Genomic DNA, 17,507 nt, shown 5'->3' on the forward strand with positions numbered 1-17,507 from the left:
CCACTTAAAACTGGGCCGATAGGGTGGCGCTGAGCGAATTGGCGTAGTAGTGCGTACTCTCGAAGCCGCGCGTGCCGCGCGAATGGCGCAGCTCGACGGCCCCTTGCAACTGGCGGCTGAAGATCTGCCGCACGCCCATGCTGAGCGTCTGGTTATCGCGTTCGATGTCGGTCGACAGGGAACGCGAGCGCGACAGCGTCAGGCCGGCGGTGGCGCTCGTCTTCGAGTTGAGGCGATAGCTGTGGGTGGCGTCGAAGCCGACCTGGCGCACGTTGTTGTTGAGCGCAAGCAGCTGGCTGCCGAGCAGGCCGCTGTCGGCCTCGCTCGAGGACAGGGCGATCCGCTCGCTGGCATACAAGGACACCACCGTGCTGTGGTTGCGCCAGTTGTAGACGGTGGCCGCACGCGCAAGTTTCTGGCGGAAGTAGCGGTTGGTCAGGTAATTGACTTCCTGCGCCAGGCTTCCCGGCAGGCCGGTGTTGTACAGGTAGGCGTCGACCGCCTGGCGCCGCGCGAACGGGTCGGGGATGGTCGCGGCGAACAGCGCATCGAGCATGCTCGCCGTGTCGAGCGCCTGCGGCAGGGAAAACTCCGAGCGTGTCGTCGTCACCGTGTCCGAATAACTCAGGCTGGTGTAACCGTGGCGGGTGCGGTGCGAGGCCAGCAGCGAACCGGTATTGCCCAGGAAGTGGCGTCCGCCGGACATCTCCAGCTTGGTGCGCGCGGTCGGACGCCAGGCGAAGCCCGCCGACCAGCTGCGGCCCGCGGTATCGCCGCCCAGCGAGTCGAAGTCGAAACGGTCGTAGCCGACGCTGCCGGTCAGCCTCAGGGTGCGGCTCAGCGCGTAGTGGGCGCTGAACAACGCGTTTTCCGACGAGGTATCCGCAAACTGTTTGTTGTCGACGTCCTGCTTTGCATAGCGCAGGTTCCAGCCCAGGTTTTTCCACGAGCGGCCGCTGGTCAGGTCGAACTGGGGACCGTGGGCAGTGCTGCTGCCGAAGCGCGAGCGATCGGCGTCGACGCCGTTCAAGGTATAGCGCAGCGACACGTTGGCAAAATTGCCGAGGCGCTGGTGAATGTTCGGGCTGATGCTCCAGCTGCTGACGTCGGCGACGTTTTCGTTGTTGTAACGCGCCTCCTGGCCGAGCAGGCCGAAGGCGGAAATCGCCTGGGTGCTGCTGCGTGCGGTCGCGTCGACATACATGAACTCGTCGATCACCTTCAGGCGCCCGGTGGCGTCGTACTGGAGGCGGTTCCGGCGCGCGTTGCCCCTGCCGCCGCCGAGGTAGCCGAACAGCGAGGCGTCGGCGTTGGCGTTGAGCTGCAGGTAGCGGTTCTGGCCGTAGGCCGAGATCCCGGGATTGACTTCGGTGATCAGGCGCCCATTGCGCTGCGAGCTGCCGCGGTTGGCATTATCAGTCAGGGTTTCGGTGATGGACAGCGAAGGCGTGACGCGCCATTGCGCCTGGGCCGGGAGCACGACCAGCAGCGCCGCTGCCAGCGGCGCCAGCCGCGGCAGCTTGCCGATGATGTGCTTAGCCGTAGTTGTAGTCATACTTCTCTTCGATTCCCGGGATGCCCCGCGCCTTGTTGTAAATGAGGTTGACGTTGCTGCAGCCTTCGAGCTGGCGCAGCGATTCCTTGACTGCCTGCTGGGTCGTGCCCTGGGCCTCGACCACCATCACGATCTGGCCCATGTGGCTGGCCAGGACCCGCGATTCGCTCGTCAGCAACAGCGGCGGCGAATCGAAAATGATGACGCGGTCGGGATAGCGGTGGGCGATCTCGTTGACCAGGTTGCTCATCGTCGAGCTGGCCAGCAGTTCGGTGGCGCGCGGGGTGCTGGTGCCGGCCGGCAGGATGCTCAGCGTATCGACGTTGGTACGCAGCATCACGTCCGACAGGTCGAGCTTGTCGTCGACCAGGATGTCCATCAGGCCGCGCTGGGACGGCAGGCCGAGCGTGCGCAGCACCGACGGGCGGGCGACATCGGCGTCGACCAGCAACACCGTGTGGTCGAGTTCCATGGCGATGCTCATCGCCAGGTTGATCGCGCAATAGGTCTTGCCTTCGCCCGGCAGCGAGCTGGTGATCATGATCAGGTTGTTCGGGCGGCCGCCGCTCGCCTGGCCGAAGGCGCGCTTGAGCAGCGGGCGCTTGATGACGCGGAAGTCTTCCAGCAGGCTGGTGCGGCCGCTGGCGGCGGTCACCAGCCCCGCTTCGCGCATCGCCGCCAGGTCGAGTTCGACCTTGCGGGTGCCGGCCTTGCCTGGCTTCGGCTTGCTCGTGCGTCCCGCATCGAGACGCGGTTCGGACCGCTGGGCAGGCGCCGCTTCGGCGCGTGCTGCCGGCGCAGGGGCTGCCTGCGGGGCTGCATGCGGCGCCGCAGGGGGAACGGCGGGCGCCGCCGGGCTGTGCGTTTCCAGCACGACGGGCTGGCCGTCGTGCTCGACAACAACTGGGGCCGGTGCCTGCACGCGGGTGTGGTCAATGCGGCTGGCCGCTTTTTCGATAATGCTCACATTCGCTCCTAATATTTTCCGTTACACGGTGTCGGGGCGCGCTTACGCGGCGCGCTGGGCCAGCATGGCGGCCACGCCGACGCCGTAGGCGCCGAACAGGACCAGCACGGCCGCGCCGAGGCCCATCAGGCGGCGCTTTTGCAGCAGCTTCTGGCTGTCGGTCCAGTGCATGTTGATCGATCCGAGTACCGGAACGCCGGTCGCTTCACGCAGCGCCGCATGGCTCAGGAAGGTCGGGCGTACCTGGGCCATCAGGAAGGCGCCAGCCAGGCCTGCCAGCAGTGCGGCGACAAATACGGCCGAGAACAGCGCCAGCCGGTTCGGGCCGGACGGCTTGATCGCGGCCAGCGGCGGCTCGATCACGCGGAAGGTCATCATGTTGGTGGCGGAGGTCAGGTCGCCGGACAACCTGGCCTGCTCGCGGCGCTGGACCAGTTTCTGGTAGTTCTCGCGGTTGACTTCGTAATCGCGGTTCAGCTGGACCAGCTGGGCTTCGACTTCCGGCGCCGTCTCGCGCTGGCTGCGCAGGGTGGCGACGCGGTTCGAATACTCGGCGACCCGGGCGCGCAGGGCGGCCACGCGCGATTCGGCATCCGACAGCGACACGGTCAGTTGCTGCATCATCGGGCTGGCGGCAACGGCGCTGTCGGGACGGCCTTTCTTCGCCGCTTCCTTCTTTTGTACTTGCAGTTGCTCGACCAGGCGCTTGGTGGCGATGATGTCCGGGTGCTGTTCCGTGTATTGCAGGCGCAGCGTGTCGAGGTTCTTCTGGGCGGTGGCCAGGCGGCTTTCCAGTTCCGGGTCGACCACGACGCCGCTGCTGGTGACGGCGCCGCCGCCGGTGGCCATGCGGCGACGGATCGCGGTGGCCGACTGCTCGGCCTCGGCCAGCTCCAGGCGTGCCTGGCTCAGGGCGTCATTCGCGGAAGCGACCCGGCTGCCGAAATCGTTACCGTTCGGCAGCAAGCCCATGTTCTTGATCTTGAATTCCTTGAGCTTGTTCTCGGCGGTGGCCAGCTTTTCCTCGGTGCTGCGGATCTGGTCGTCGATGAACTGGACCGCCTTGTCCGATTCCTGCTTCTTGCCGCCGAGGCCGCCTTCCACGAAGATCGCCAGCAGCGACTGCACCACGTCCTTGGCCAGCTTCGGATCGGTCGCAGTGTAGCTGATGGTATAGATGTCGTCGCGGTTGGTGCCGGCGACCGTAATCTTCGCCATCAGTTCCTCGACCATCCGGTCCTTTTCGTCGCTGGTCTTGGCCTTGACGTCGAGGTCGGTATCGCGCATCACCTTTTCGATGTTCGGGCGGCTGATCAGGGTCTGGCGCATGAACATGACCTGCTGCTGCAGGTTCGGCAATGTCGTCATGCCTTGCAACAGCGGCTTGAGGATACTTTGCGTGTCGACATACACGCGCGCCGAGGTTTCGTACTGATTCGGCATCCTGAGCACGAAGGCCCAGCCGATCAGGGCCACCAGCCAGGTGATGGCTACTGCATGCCAGCGGTATTTACCGATGGCCTTAAGGAAATTCAGGATTAGGGCTGTTATCTCTGCCATCTCATCAGTCTCGCCATGAGTGCCCGGCAGGAGGCCAGGCACGAACAATCAACAAAAGGAATACGCATCATCGCTTGTAGTTTGTGCAATTGCAATTGCGTGCCGGAAAATCATGCTAATAAACGCCATGCATAGCACACCTTACAACACAAATTCTTGGCTGCAACGTCAAAAACGCGTACCGTGCTTCGTTCGGCGGGGTATTATTGCCACCGAACAAACTTCGTAACGTGTAAGATGTTGCTTTATGTCAATTCCGCACTACAGCAAACGTCTTGGGTTTGATCCTCGGACAACGTCTTTGCTTGAACTCAAGCTGGTGCATTGTAATGTTGAAATTGCAAAAGGGCCTGCACGATTGATTCCCATTCGAAATAATGAATGCAACATGATTAAGCAATTGTTAAGACGGCGTCTATTGGCCGTATTTGCCGCCCTGGGACTGGCCGCCGTGGCCGTCGCGCCGGTCCGCGCCGACGGCCTGGCGCGCACGATTGCGGCGGTCAAACCGTCGGTGGTCGGGGTCGGTACTTTCCTGAAAACCCGCAGCCCGTCGGTCATGTTTACCGGCACCGGCTTTGCCGTCGGCGACGGGATGAGCATCATCACCAACGCCCACGTGGTGCCGACCGGGCTCGACGCTGCCCGGATGGAAGAGCTGGGAGTGGTGGTCGGTGCCGGCCAGGACGTCAGCTTCCGTCCGGCGCGCGTGGTCGCCATCGACCGCGGGCACGACCTGGCGCACCTGCGCCTGACCAGCGGGGCGCCGTTGCCGGCGCTGGCGCTGGGCGATTCGCGCGCCGCCGTCGAAGGGCAGGCCCTGGCGTTTACGGGCTTCCCGCTCGGCATGGTGCTGGGGCTGAACCATGTCACCCACCGCGCCATGCTGTCGGCGCTGACGCCGATCGTCATGCCGTCGATGAGTTCGCGCCGGCTCGATGCGCGCGCGATCACCCAGCTGCAGCGCGACCCGCTGAAGATCTTCCAGCTCGACGGCACGGCCTACCCCGGCAACAGCGGCAGTCCGGTGTACGATCCGGAGACAGGTGCCGTGCTCGCGGTAATCAATATGGTGTTCGTCAAGGGATTGAAGGAAAACGCGATCAGCAGCCCGAGCGGGATCAGCTATGCCATCCCGGCGCAGTATGTCCAGGAGCTGTTGCAGCGGAAGTGAAAAAAATGAAATATTTCAATCGTGCACGGCTGGGCAGGAAGCACGATTAAGATACAATACGCCAGTTTGATGGCTAAATAACAATTTTTAATCTGCTATAACAACAGTCTGGCGCAGGCGCCGCTGCTTGTCGTGAAGGGGAATGACGTGAGCAAGATCATGACGAATCTGACGAAACTGGCCCTGGCTTCGGCCTGCGTTGTGGCCTTGTCCGGCTGCTCGTGGCTGGACCGGTTCAAGTCGCCGCCGCCATCGAACGTGTCGATGGCAGGCGCGGTACCGGCCGACTACCTGATCGGGCCGGGCGACGCCGTCAACATCATCGTCTGGCGTAATCCGGAAGTGTCGATGTCGGTTCCTGTCCGTCCGGACGGCAAAATCACCACGCCGCTGGTCGAAGACCTGCCGGCCGCGGGCAAAACCTCGACCGAGCTGGCGCGCGACATCGAAAAGGCGCTGGCGAAATTCATCCAGCAGCCGGTCGTGACCGTCGTCGTCACCGGTTTCGTCGGCAACTACGGCGAGCAGATCCGTGTGATCGGCCAGGCCGCCAAGCCGCAAGCCCTGCCGTACCGCCGCGACATGTCGCTGATGGACGTGCTGATCGCCGTCGGCGGCGTCACCGAATTCGCTTCGGGTAACCGCGCCAGCATCATCCGTACCGTCGATGGCCGCCAGCAAAAGCTGAATGTCCGCCTCGACGACCTGATCAAGGACGGCGACATCTCGGCGAATATGCCGATGCGTCCGGGCGACATCCTAGTGATCCCGGAGAGCTTCTTCTAAACGGGATCGTCCCGGTTGTTCTGATAACGGCGCCTGCGGGCGCCGTTTGTCGTTTCTGGCCCCTGCCTGATGATCGGGACCTGGACGGACGCGCGAGGCGCTGAAGGCGATCGGGGAGATCGGGGCGAGCAGGCAGGGCAAGGTCCCTGCGGAGCATCTTATATATGCGGCAATTCGCTGCGCCTGCCGTGCCGGATGCTGCCGCGTCAGCGGTTGCGCACAGCCTGTCGTTGGCTGCCGCTTGCAGCAAGCGGCGCATGGCTTGATGTGCTTGGGGGCGGCGTAGGAGGGCTCTTACAGGGCTGCGAGCATATTTGGTAATAGCAACATTGTTACAGATTTCTTATAAAAAAATAAAAATTCCTACGGACATTTTTATCGAAAAATATACTGTCGAGATACTTTACATGGCCATGTAGACCACCTTAACTGTACAGATCAAGTGGTTGATTTTAAAGGATAAACAAGAGCTGGCACAGTGCTTGCTAATAGGGGAGTGTGTTTGCCCAAATCGATCCACTCAACAAGGAATGTGAATTATGAAATTTCTGAAGAAACTGGCTTGCGCCACCGCTGTTGCAATGTCCTTCGCTGGCGCCGCTAGCGCTGCCCAGATCATGACCGACTGGCGCTTCAACCCAACCGGCGGCGGCTTCGACAGTGCTCAAGTCATCGGCGAGTACCTGGACGTGAACGGTAATTCGTTCATCCAGCTGACCCCGACGGGCGAGCGCAGCTTCTCCTTCGTTGAGCACGCAGTGTTCAACATCAGCCAGGCCGACAGCAACGGCAAGCTGTTCCCAGTCACCTACCAGGGCGGCAACATCACCGCGCTGTTCGAAGGTTTCGGTAACGGTACCCGCGGCACCGGTTCGACCAACGGTTCGTTCGCGTTCGAAGGCGGCAGCATCCGCATCTTCCAGAACCCGACCAATGGCCAGTACGGCTCGACCGAAGGCGTCTACGGCGCCGACCTGGGTACCGAAATCGCTACCTTCAACGTGCTCGCCGGCGGCGGCGGCCAGGTCGATGCCAGCGGCAGCCCAGTTGCCAACGGCCAGGTGAGCGTGTTCGCTAAAGCAACCAACATGGAACCAGGCTACTTCTTCCGCAGCAATGGCCAGGATCTGTCGATGGAATCGGTGCTGGCTTTCGCCTTCACCAACGCTAACCCGATCGCCAACCCGGACAGCGCAGCGACCCCTAACCTGGTGTCGGAAGTCGCTTGCCAATACGCCGGCTTCACCGGCGCCGGCTGCAACGGCTCGGCTTACGCCAATGCCCCAGGCCAGTACTTCTTCGTCTCGAACAACGGCCAGTTCAAGCTGGCTGAAGTTCCAGAGCCAGGCTCGCTGGCCCTGTTCGGCATCGCGATGCTGGGCGCCGGTTTCGCTAGCCGCAAGCGCGCTGCCAAGAAGGCGTAATTGCCTCCTGCACGACGCTGAAGTGGTATGAGAAAGAGCGGGCTTGCCCGCTCTTTTTCTTTGCCTGTGCGTGGCGCCAGCCGGCGCCGGAGGCACAAAACAAAGCGGCGGCGGCCTGTAAAGGCCGCCGCCGCTCGTCGCTGCGCCGCCCGCTTCGTCAGCGCTTCATCAGTTCCGACAGCGGCCGGCGCACCGAGCGCGCTTCCGGTGCCGGGCCATAGCCCAGGCGTCCCATATAGACCGGATGCAGGCCGCCGCCGAAGATCAGCGCTTCGGTCTGGCGCTGCAGGTCGTGCGCCGCCTGCGCCAGCTTCGGCTCGGCCGTGAAGCGCGTGCCTTCGCGCGCGTACTTCGAAAAGATCAGCGGTGTCATTTCCGGCTGCATGTACAGCCCGAGCGTGGTCATGGTCAGCCAGAAGCGCTGCAGGGCGCGGCCGGCGGCCACGTAATCGTCGATCGACTGCGGCGCGCGGCGCGCCTTGAGCACGAAGTGGGCGGCGCAGGCCATGCCGGGCGCGAGGTCCATCTGCAGGCGCGGCGCCCAGGTGCCGGTCAGCATATTGACGGTAGCCATGCGGCGCCAGCTCACCATCGCCCATTTCATCAGGTGCAGCGTCATGGCGTCGACGCCCAGCGCGTCCGCCGGCACCTTGTCGGGGCTGTGCTTGCGGTTTTCCCAGTCGATGATGCTGCGGTGCGTCTCGAACGCTTCGGGCATCGTCAGGCGCAGCCGGGCATTGTTGAACATCAGCTTGGCCGCGCGCCATTTCTGGTCGCGCGTCTCGAGCCAGGTCAAGGCGTACTCGGGCGCGACGGTCGCTTCCAGCAGCCGCTTGTGTTCCGGCGTGAGCGGGGTGGTGCGCATCGGCCGGCGCTGCACCGTGCGCTTGTCGATCGCCTCGATCAGGGGACTGCGGGCGACGCCCGGGTCCGGCATAAAACGCACATCGAATACCGGATGGGTTTCGCGGCCGTCCGGGCGGCGCGCGATGTCGGCCCGCAGCCCATGGCCGCTGGCGGCAATCGCGATCGTCTCGAGCAGGGTGCCGAAGGCGATCTGGCTCGGGTGGCCGTCGAGGTCGTAGACGCAGTGGTCGCGCGTGTCGTAGGCATGCACGGCCAGGTGGTCGGGCGCCAGGATCTCGAAGCGCCAGGTCTGCATGTTGTCGCCGCTGGGCGCCCAGCGCGCCAGGTCCAGGATCTGTTCCATCGTCGTCATCGGGTTGCTCATCGGTTTGCTCCTTGGGTCGCTCCCGCGGCTGCCAGGTCCTTTGCCAGCTGCTTCTTGCCAATCTTGATCATCAGCCGGTGCAGGGGATTGCGGTTCCCGCCCGGGCGCCAGGTGCGTACCAGCTTGTTGCGGTAGGCGTCGAACTGGATGCCCCAGGGCGCAGCCAGCACGCGTCCGCGCCCGAGCAGGATCTTGAGCGCCTCGGTGCCCATCACGCCAGCGCACAGCTGGCAGGCCATGATGGTCGACGGCCCGCGCCGCTCGACGAAGTTGACCGCCTCCGGCACCACCAGGTAGGGCCGGTGCAGCCCGGCCGGCGCCAGGCCGACGACGAAGTGGACAGCCTTGTCCGTATCCGGCAGGTCTCCCCACTGGAAGTATTCCTCGAACGTCATCTGTCCCGGCAGGAAGTTCAGCAGCGCCGCGCCCATGCCGAGCGGCGCCACGGTGCTGGCCGGGATGCCGAGCCGGGCGCACAGCGCAAACGTCTTTTGGCGGATCTCGAAGGCGAAGAAGTCGAGCGCGTCGACATACATGTCGGCGCCGTCGAGGAAGGCGTTCAGGTTGGCGTCGTTGATGCCCTGGTCGAACACCTCGACTTCGCATTCCGGATTGACGTCGAGCAGCATGCGGCGGATGACGTCGACCTTCGGCTGGCCCAGCGTCGACACCATCGCGCCGACCTGGCGGTTAAAGTTGGGCACGTCGAAGGTGTCGAAGTCGGCAATGCGGAATTTCGTCACGCCGAGCCGGGCCAGGGTGAGCGCATGCACGCCGCCGACCCCGCCGCCGCCCGCGATCGCCACCCGCTTGCTTCGCAACAGGGCTTGCTCCTCTCGGGTTACCCAGCCAATATTTCGAGAAAAAGCCTGCTCATAGCGAAAAGAAGTGGTCATGTCTTGGTGCGATAAAGCGGTGGGAGGGACGGCATGTCGATATGCCCGATGGCGTATCTGGTGCGTCGCGTCGGCGTCCGGACGAATCGTCCTGGCCCATCCGGTTGACACGCCGGGACGGTGCCCGGCGCCGGGGAATTGGTTACGCCACCTGTTGTTCGTCGATGCGGCGCAGGCGGTTGATAATACCCTGTTCTTCGCGCGCAGAGAAAAAGTAGGGGTAAAACGAGCGTTCGGTCGAGGTTTCGCTGAACGTGCCGCCGTGCTTTTTAATCTGCTCGGTGACATACGCCAGCTCGATGCGCAGCAGATACGCCGGCGCATTCACGCGCGGATTGTCCTTCAAATCGCCTTCGCGTTTGAATCCGAGCATATGCTCGTAAAAGCGGCGGTGGCGCGGATTGACTTCGATGACGATATCGGTGCAATCGTGGATATCGCGGGCGTAAATCACTGCCAGGTGGAACAGGTTGGCCAGCGAGGTTTTCGAGCGGACCGTGGGGTCGAACGCCAGCTTGGTGAATTCACAGAGCTTGGCCCCGCGTGCCCGATGCGCGTCGAGTTCTTCCTTGAAGATCTGGTCGGCCATCAGGCCAATCGGTGAATCGATACCGAGCGTCAGGGTGCCTACCACGTCGCCCTTGTCAGTGGCCGTCAGGGTAATGCGATTGGGATCGTCGCTGAACTGGTGCGTGCCAGCATAGCCGCGCCAAGCATACATTTTGTTGACCAGCATGCTGGCCGAATTGCGCCCTTTTTTCGTATCGGTAAGCCGGATTCCATATGAATCTTGGTTCACGATAACATCCTCTAGTTCTGAGTTCGCTATATTATCGCGATCTTCCGGAACATGAGCGTTCGATAGAAATTCGACGGAGCTCTCTTCGCGTTCCTGCAAATCGTCGGGATTCGTCATCGGGACACCTTCGTTTTGAGGCGCCGCCGCTTGCGCTGGCGGCGCTTTTTTAGCCTTTGCCGCACCCTTGCCGCCAGAGGCGGAGGGCGCGTCACTGTTGGTTTTTATTTATCTTAAATACTAGACGTTTATAACGTTTTTAGCAACGAACGGGCTTCCTCGAGTTGCGGGAATGGACGGCTCTGCGCCAGCAGTGTTTCGAGCTCCTTGCGCGCGCCATTCTTGTCGCCCGATTTATGCAGGCCGACCGCCAGGTGATAGCGGATTTCCGGGCTTCCCGGGGCGGCTGCCACCGCTTTTTGCAGCAGCGGCAAACCGCGCCCGGTATCGCCTTTCTCGACCAGCATCCAGCCCAGCGTGTCCATGACGGCAGGGCTGTCGGCCGCCACCTTGTAGGCCTGTTCGGCCGTTGCCAGCGCGCGCGGATCGTTCTGCTGCGAGTAAGCCCAGGCCAGGTTGTTCAAGGCCGCGCCGTTGTTCGGGTTGCGCTTGATGAGGTTTTCCAGGATGGTCGCGGCCGGCTTGTATTCCTGTGCCGTCAGGTGCGATTCGGCCAGGTACATCTGGACCAGGGCATCGTCCGGATTGGCCTTGGCGAAGGCCGCCACGCGTGCCTGCGCTTCCTTGGCCTTGCCCATCCCCTTGAGCAGCGTGGCGCTGCGGATCAGGATCGCGCCCGACTTGTTCAGCGCCAGCGCCTTGTCGTAGGCGGCCAGCGCCTTCTCCGGGTTCTTTTGCGCCTGCTGCAGGTCGGCCTCGAGCAGGAAACCGATCGGCGACTTCGGATCGGCCGCCTGCACGTCGCGCGCCAGCGCCAGCGCTTCCTCGTTGCGGCCGCGGCGCATCGCCAGTTCGACCTGGAGTACGCGTGCCTGGACCAGGCCGGGCTGGAGCGCAACGGCGCGCTTGAGCGCGTCGGCGGCGGCGCCGTCGTTCTTCAGCTTCTCGTGGGCCATGGCCAGGCGCATCTGCGCCATGGCCGAGCGCGGCAACACGTTGACCAGCTTGCTGTAGCTGTCGAGGGCGCCTTGCCCATCGTCGTTTGCGAGCTGGGCCTGGCCAAGCAGGTCGAGCAGGTCGGCATTGGTCGGGTTGGCTGCCTGGAACTTGCGCGCCAGCGTCAGCGCCTTCTTTTCCTGCTTCGTGGCGAGGTAGTGGTTGCCCAGCTTGACCACTGGCGCGATCGCGTCAGGATTTTCGGCTTGCGCCTTTTCCAGCCAGGTGGTCGCTTCCTCGGGGCGCTTCTGCATCACCGCCAGCTCGGCCAGTGCGGACATCGCGCCGAAATTCTTCTTGTCGCTGGCCAGCACGGTCTCGAAGCGCTTGCGCGCGGCGTCCGGCTTGTTTTCCAGCAGGTCGAGCTTGGCCAGGTTGGCTGCGGCCGGGAAGAAGGTCGGCTTCAGTTGCAGCGCCTTCTCGAAGGCGCCGCGGGCGCCGGCGACGTCGCCCTTGCCCAGCAGCACGGTGGCCTTCAGGTTGTAGGTCTGCGGGTCTTCGCCCTTCACCTGCTCGAGCTTGGTAATCGCAGCGAGCGCCTTGTCGTAGTGCTTCAGGCCGTACTCGGCCTGGGCCAGGGCGGTCAGGGCGCGTTCCGACTTCGGATCGAGTTCGGTGGCGCGTTCGAGTTCGCTGATGCCACGTGCGGTATCGCCCTGGCCCAGGCGCGCCAGGCCAAGCGAGGTGCGCACCACGGCCGCTTCCGGCGCCAGCTTGGCCGCCTGCTCGAAATAGGTGGTCGCCTTGGCGAACTCGCGCGCCTGCATGTGCGATTCGCCGGCCAGCGCCAGCAGTTGCGGGTCGGTCGATTTGTCGAGCATGGGCCTGAGCGTATTCACCGCCTCGCCCGGTTGTGCGCTCTTGAGCTGGGCTTGTGCCATCAGCTTGCGCGCATGCGGGTTGTTCGGGTCGTTCTCCAGGTATTTGCGCAAGTGCATCTGGGCCTGTTCCGGCGCATCCAGGTTCAGCTCGACAGCACCGGCCAGCAGGATGCTCGGCATGTGTTCCGGCGCGCTTTTCAGGACGCGCTGCAGCGATTCGCGCGCCGCCGCGTTCTTGCCTTCGGTGTAGTCGAGCAGGGCCTGGGCATAGGTAACGAGCAGGCTGTTCGGCGCGATCTTGCGGGCCGCTTCGATTTCAGCGAGCGCTTCCGGGAACTTGGCCTGGTTGATGCGGATGTACGCCTTTTCCAGGTTGGCGTTGCGGTCTGTCGGACGCAGCGCCAGCACCTTGTCGAACGCGGCCAGTGCCTCGTCCGGCTTGTTCATGCCGCGCAGCATGCCGCCGCGGAACATCCAGACTTCCGGATTGTTCGCATCCTTGGTGACTGCTTCGACGGCGTAGCGCTCGGCCGTCGGCAGGTCCTGCTTGACCAGCGCCAGGCGCGCCAGGCCGGTCAGGGCCGCGCCGTTGGCCGGCTGCAGCGCCAGCGCCGCCTCGTAGGCCGCCTTTGCGCCGTCGAGATCGTTCGTCGCCAGCAAGGCGTCGGCGCGCACGGCCGTCAGCGGCGCCGACTTGGCCGCCAGTTCCGGCTTGATCTCGGCCAGCAGTTCCTTGAACTTGCCCTGCGCCTGCAGCGCCTTCGCCAGCAGCGGCAGCGTGCGCTCGGCAGGCATGGCCAGGCTCGCCGCCTTGCGCAGTTCCTTCTCGGCCGACACGGCGTCGCCGGTTTCCAGGTACAAGCTGCCGAGCTGCAGGCGCGCCTCGCCATCCTCGGGGCTCTTCGCCACGGCATTCTTGAGCTGGATGATGGCGGCCTTCTGGTCGCCCTTCTGTTGGTATTGCTTGGCTTCGGCCAGCAGGCTGGCGGTCGACTGGTCGCGGCTGCAGCCGGCCATGCCGGCCAGCAGCAGCGCGCCGGATACCAGCGCAGTGGTGAGTTTCATCTTGGAGACGGTACGGGACATGGGTTCCTCAGGTTTTACGCAGTGCAGACGCCGCCGGACCTAGCCCGGCGAGTTTCCTCACTAACAATAATACCTCATGGAATGGCTTAGTTCCCGCACAATGCGTTTGTTGTTGCGGACTCGCGATTTCCCTGCGGAATTAATGTTGGCGCAGAATGCGGCGGCGTGCCCGTCTGCCGTGTTCGCTCGTTAAGCGAGCCGGACTGAAATAGGCGGTACAGCCTACACCGATCTCGCGAAACGGGCCGCGCGTCAGGCTGCCGGACTTCAGTCGGCGTCGCCCTTGCGCAGGCGGCTGAGCAGTGCGTCGACGTTGTCGCCGACCGGCAGGCCATGGCGGCGCAGCAACTGCACGTGCAGCACCAGGTTTTCCAGGACCAGCTTGGCGGAGACTGCGAGCAGCGTCAACAAGCGGTCTTCGGTGCTGAAGTTTTCCATGCGTGCTGCCATTTCGCACAAATGGTTCGCCACCAGTTCGCGCAGGTCGTCTTCGGGGAAGGGCAGGTCGGCAAAATCGATCGGGTCGTCCTGCTCGACTTCGCGCATCAGGGCAGCAAGCTGTTCAGGCTTGATCGGCATGGGGTGCTCCGCTCGTGGGTGATGGCCTATTGTAGGGGAGGCGCGCGGCGAGCGAGTGACGCGTGAAGCGAATGTGGCGGAAGAGGAAGAAAACGGGCCCGCCGACGGCGGGCCCGGGAAGGGCAAACTTACATGCGAGCTTACATATTCCGGCGATACTGCCCGCCGACTTCGAACAGGGCAGTGGTGATCTGGCCGAGCGAGCAGACCCGCACGGCGTCCATCAGCTTCTCGAACACGTTCTGGTTGTCGATCGCCGCCTGCTGCAGGGCTGCCAGGGCAGCCGGCGCCGCGTTGGCGTGGCGCTGGTGGAAGGCTTCCAGGCGCGTCAGCTGCGACTGCTTTTCGTCGTCGGTGGAGCGCGCCAGCTCGATCGTCGCCGGGGCTTCCGCGCCCTTCGGGTTGCGGAAGGTGTTGACGCCGATGATAGGCAGCGAGCCGTCGTGCTTCTTGTGCTCGTAGAGCATCGACTCTTCCTGGATCTTGCCGCGCTGGTAGCCGGTTTCCATTGCGCCCAGCACGCCGCCGCGCTCGGCGATGCGCTCGAATTCCTGCAGCACGGCTTCCTCGACCAGGTCGGTCAGTTCGTCCATGATGAACGAGCCCTGGTTCGGGTTTTCGTTCTTGGCCAGGCCCCATTCGCGGTTGATGATCAGCTGGATCGCCAGCGCGCGCCGGACGGATTCGTCGGTCGGCGTGGTGATCGCCTCATCGTAGGCGTTGGTGTGCAGCGAGTTGCAGTTGTCGTAGATCGCGATCAGCGCCTGCAGCGTGGTGCGGATGTCGTTGAAATCGATTTCCTGCGCGTGCAGCGAGCGGCCGGAAGTCTGGATGTGGTACTTCAGCTTCTGCGAGCGGTCGTTGGCGCCGTATTTGTCGCGCATCGCGACGGCCCAGATGCGGCGCGCCACGCGGCCCAGCACCGTGTATTCCGGGTCCATGCCGTTCGAGAAGAAGAACGACAGGTTCGGGGCGAAATCGTCGATGTGCATGCCGCGCGCCAGGTAGGCTTCGACAAAGGTAAATCCATTGGACAAGGTAAACGCCAGCTGCGAGATCGGATTCGCGCCGGCTTCGGCGATGTGGTAGCCCGAAATCGACACCGAATAGAAATTGCGCACCTGGTGGTGGACAAAGTATTCCTGGATGTCGCCCATCACTTTCAGCGAAAACTCGGTCGAGAAGATGCAGGTGTTCTGGCCCTGGTCTTCCTTCAGGATGTCGGCCTGCACGGTGCCGCGCACGTTGGCCAGCACCCATTCCTTGATTTTTTGCGCCTCGTCGTCGGTCGGCTGGCGGTGGTTGTCCGTCACGAACTTGTCGATCTGCTGGTCGATCGCCGTGTTCATGAACATCGCCAGGATGGTCGGCGCCGGGCCGTTGATCGTCATCGACACGGACGTGCTTGGGCTGCACAAGTCAAAACCGTCGTACAGCACCTTCATGTCGTCGAGCGTGGCGATCGACACGCCCGAGTTGCCGACTTTGCCGTAGATGTCCGGGCGCAGGGCCGGGTCGGCGCCATACAAGGTCACCGAGTCGAACGCGGTGGACAGGCGTTTGGCGTCCATCCCTTGCGACACGAGTTTGAAGCGGCGGTTGGTACGGAAGGCATCGCCTTCGCCGGCGAACATGCGGGTCGGGTCTTCGTTCTCGCGTTTGAAGGCGAATACGCCGGCCGTGAACGGGAAGGAGCCCGGCACGTTTTCCAGCATCAGGAAGCGCAGCACTTCGCCGTGGTCTTCATATTTTGGCAGCGCGACTTTCCTGATCGTGGTGCCGGACAGGGTTTTTTGCACCAATTTGGTGCGGATTTCCTTGTCGCGGATCTTGACGACGTAGTCCTCGCCGGCGTACGCCGCCTGCATGTCGGGCCACATGGCCAGCAGTTTTTTCGCGCTGCCGTCCATCGCGTTCTCGCGTTCCGTGATCAGGTCGTCCAGCACCACTTCGCGGTTGGCAGCCGCCAGCATGCGCTTCGTTTCGCTCAGCTGCTGGCGCTCGCGCGCCAGTTTCACCTGTTTCGCGGTGTTCCTGTGGTAGCCGCGCACGGTGTCGGCGATCTCGGCCAGGTAGCGCGCGCGGGCTGGCGGGACGATCACGTTCTTGCCGCTCGAGTGGCGCTGCGGCGGCACCGCCAGTTTCGACGGCTCGACTTGCAAACCCAGTTCGGCCAGCTTGGGCAGCAGGCCGTGGTACAGGGCGGTGACGCCATCGTCGTTGAAACGCGAAGCCTGCGTGCCGAACACCGGCATTTGCTCCGGGCTCTGCGACCACAGCTCGCGGTTGCGCTGGTACTGTTTCGCGACGTCGCGCAGCGCGTCCTGGGCGCCCTTGCGGTCGAACTTGTTGATGGCGATGAAATCGGCGAAATCGAGCATGTCGATCTTTTCCAGCTGCGAGGCGGCGCCGAATTCCGGGGTCATCACGTACATCGAGGCGTCGACGTGCGGCACGATCGCCGCGTCGCCCTGGCCGATGCCCGAGGTCTCGACGATCACCAAGTCGAAACCGGACACTTTGCAGGCGGCGATCACGTCCGGCAGGGCGTGCGAGATTTCGGAGCCCGCTTCGCGCGTGGCGAGCGAGCGCATGAAGACGCGGGATTGTCCGTTCCAGGGAGCGATCGCGTTCATGCGGATGCGGTCGCCCAGGAGGGCGCCGCCGGATTTGCGGCGCGACGGGTCGATTGAGATCACCGCGATGTTCAGGCGGTCGTTCTGGTCGAGGCGGATGCGGCGAATCAGTTCGTCGGTCAGCGAGGATTTGCCGGCGCCGCCGGTACCGGTGATGCCGAGCGTGGGCACTTGTAAGCCATCGGCCGCTTCGACGATCTGCTTGCGCAGTTCCGGCTCCACTTTGCCGTTTTCCAGCGCCGTGATCAGCTGGGCCAGCGGACGGTGGCGTTCGGCGATCTCGCCGGAACGCAGGGTCTCGATGGCAGTCGGGGCGTAGGGAGACAGGTCGATGTCGCAGGCTTCGATCATCGAGCGGATCATGCCGACCAGGCCCATGCGCTGGCCGTCTTCCGGACTGAAGATGCGCGCCACGCCATAGGCGTGCAGTTCTTCGATTTCGGACGGGACGATGACGCCGCCGCCGCCGCCGAACACTTTAATATGCGCGCCGCCGCGCTGGCGCAGCAGGTCGATCATGTATTTGAAATACTCGACGTGGCCGCCCTGGTAGCTGGAGATGGCAATGCCTTGCACGTCCTCGGCCAGCGCCGCGGTGACGACGTCGTCGACCGAGCGGTTATGGCCGAGGTGGATGACCTCGACGCCATTGGCCATCAAGATGCGGCGCATGATGTTAATCGAGGCATCGTGGCCGTCGAACAGCGACGCGGCGGTCACAAAACGCACCTTGTTGGCGAGCTTCGGCTGCTCTGGCAGGTCGAGCTTGGCGGCGGGGGTGATGTCGTTCATGGGGTTCCTTCTGGATTCGGGCAGCGGACAGGGTCGATTTGTACGGTATATGACGTTAACGTTAACGTCAAGTTCGGGATGTTCAACG

12 protein-coding genes are annotated in these 17,507 nt (G+C 63.6%); 3 read left to right on the top strand and 9 right to left on the bottom strand.

Going from position 1 to position 17,507, the window contains the following annotated elements:
* Nucleotides 1-4: 4 nt before the first annotated feature.
* The 3 genes from ACFPAH_RS02180 to ACFPAH_RS02190 are packed head-to-tail and all read right to left on the bottom strand — an operon-like array spanning nucleotide 5 to nucleotide 4,082.
* Nucleotides 5-1,555: a TIGR03016 family PEP-CTERM system-associated outer membrane protein gene (locus tag ACFPAH_RS02180; RefSeq protein WP_379739948.1), complete on the bottom strand. Its 1,551-nt coding sequence runs from the start codon at nucleotides 1,553-1,555 to the stop codon at nucleotides 5-7.
* Nucleotides 1,536-2,522, bottom strand: coding sequence for an XrtA-associated tyrosine autokinase (locus ACFPAH_RS02185; RefSeq protein WP_379739951.1), 987 nt, complete (start codon nucleotides 2,520-2,522; stop codon nucleotides 1,536-1,538). The genes ACFPAH_RS02180 and ACFPAH_RS02185 overlap by 20 nt, the downstream gene beginning before the upstream one ends.
* Nucleotides 2,523-2,564: 42 nt before the next feature.
* Entirely contained in the window at nucleotides 2,565-4,082 is a 1,518-nt protein-coding gene (locus ACFPAH_RS02190) for an XrtA system polysaccharide chain length determinant (protein ID WP_379739954.1), read from the bottom strand.
* A gap of 388 nt (nucleotides 4,083-4,470) precedes the next feature.
* Between ACFPAH_RS02190 and ACFPAH_RS02195 the strand changes: the two genes are divergently transcribed.
* The 3 genes from ACFPAH_RS02195 to pepA all read left to right on the top strand — a co-directional run bounded on the left by ACFPAH_RS02195 (nucleotide 4,471) and on the right by pepA (nucleotide 7,466).
* On the top strand, nucleotides 4,471-5,256 hold the full coding sequence (locus ACFPAH_RS02195) for a S1 family peptidase (RefSeq protein WP_379739957.1): 786 nt from the start codon (nucleotides 4,471-4,473) through the stop codon (nucleotides 5,254-5,256).
* 159 nt (nucleotides 5,257-5,415) lie between these two features.
* Nucleotides 5,416-6,042, top strand: a complete 627-nt coding sequence (locus ACFPAH_RS02200; RefSeq protein WP_379740234.1) for an XrtA/PEP-CTERM system exopolysaccharide export protein — start codon at nucleotides 5,416-5,418, stop codon at nucleotides 6,040-6,042.
* 539 nt (nucleotides 6,043-6,581) lie between these two features.
* On the top strand, nucleotides 6,582-7,466 hold the full coding sequence (gene pepA / locus ACFPAH_RS02205; RefSeq protein ID WP_379739960.1) for a flocculation-associated PEP-CTERM protein PepA: 885 nt from the start codon (nucleotides 6,582-6,584) through the stop codon (nucleotides 7,464-7,466).
* 157 nt (nucleotides 7,467-7,623) lie between these two features.
* Here the strand turns inward: pepA and ACFPAH_RS02210 are convergent, their stop codons facing one another.
* The 6 genes from ACFPAH_RS02210 to icmF form a co-directional block, all read right to left on the bottom strand.
* Nucleotides 7,624-8,697 (bottom strand): molybdopterin biosynthesis protein MoeY, encoded by a 1,074-nt coding sequence (locus ACFPAH_RS02210; protein WP_379739963.1) that lies wholly within the window; start codon nucleotides 8,695-8,697, stop codon nucleotides 7,624-7,626.
* The gene (locus tag ACFPAH_RS02215; protein WP_379739966.1) at nucleotides 8,694-9,593 is read right to left on the bottom strand and encodes a ThiF family adenylyltransferase; all 900 of its coding nucleotides are present in this window, start codon (nucleotides 9,591-9,593) and stop codon (nucleotides 8,694-8,696) included. The genes ACFPAH_RS02210 and ACFPAH_RS02215 overlap by 4 nt, the downstream gene beginning before the upstream one ends.
* Nucleotides 9,594-9,735: 142 nt before the next feature.
* Nucleotides 9,736-10,509, bottom strand: coding sequence for an N-acyl amino acid synthase FeeM domain-containing protein (locus ACFPAH_RS02220; protein WP_379739969.1), 774 nt, complete (start codon nucleotides 10,507-10,509; stop codon nucleotides 9,736-9,738).
* Nucleotides 10,510-10,637: 128 nt separating this feature from the next.
* Nucleotides 10,638-13,412, bottom strand: a complete 2,775-nt coding sequence (gene prsT / locus ACFPAH_RS02225) for an XrtA/PEP-CTERM system TPR-repeat protein PrsT (RefSeq protein WP_379739971.1) — start codon at nucleotides 13,410-13,412, stop codon at nucleotides 10,638-10,640.
* Between the two features lie 267 nt (nucleotides 13,413-13,679).
* Nucleotides 13,680-13,991: a hypothetical protein gene (locus tag ACFPAH_RS02230; protein WP_379739973.1), complete on the bottom strand. Its 312-nt coding sequence runs from the start codon at nucleotides 13,989-13,991 to the stop codon at nucleotides 13,680-13,682.
* Between the two features lie 140 nt (nucleotides 13,992-14,131).
* Nucleotides 14,132-17,419: a fused isobutyryl-CoA mutase/GTPase IcmF gene (icmF, locus tag ACFPAH_RS02235; protein ID WP_379739975.1), complete on the bottom strand. Its 3,288-nt coding sequence runs from the start codon at nucleotides 17,417-17,419 to the stop codon at nucleotides 14,132-14,134.
* Nucleotides 17,420-17,507: the final 88 nt, after the last annotated feature.

Source organism: Massilia sp. GCM10023247, from assembly GCF_042653325.1.
Taxonomy (GTDB): Bacteria; Pseudomonadota; Gammaproteobacteria; order Burkholderiales; family Burkholderiaceae_D; genus Telluria.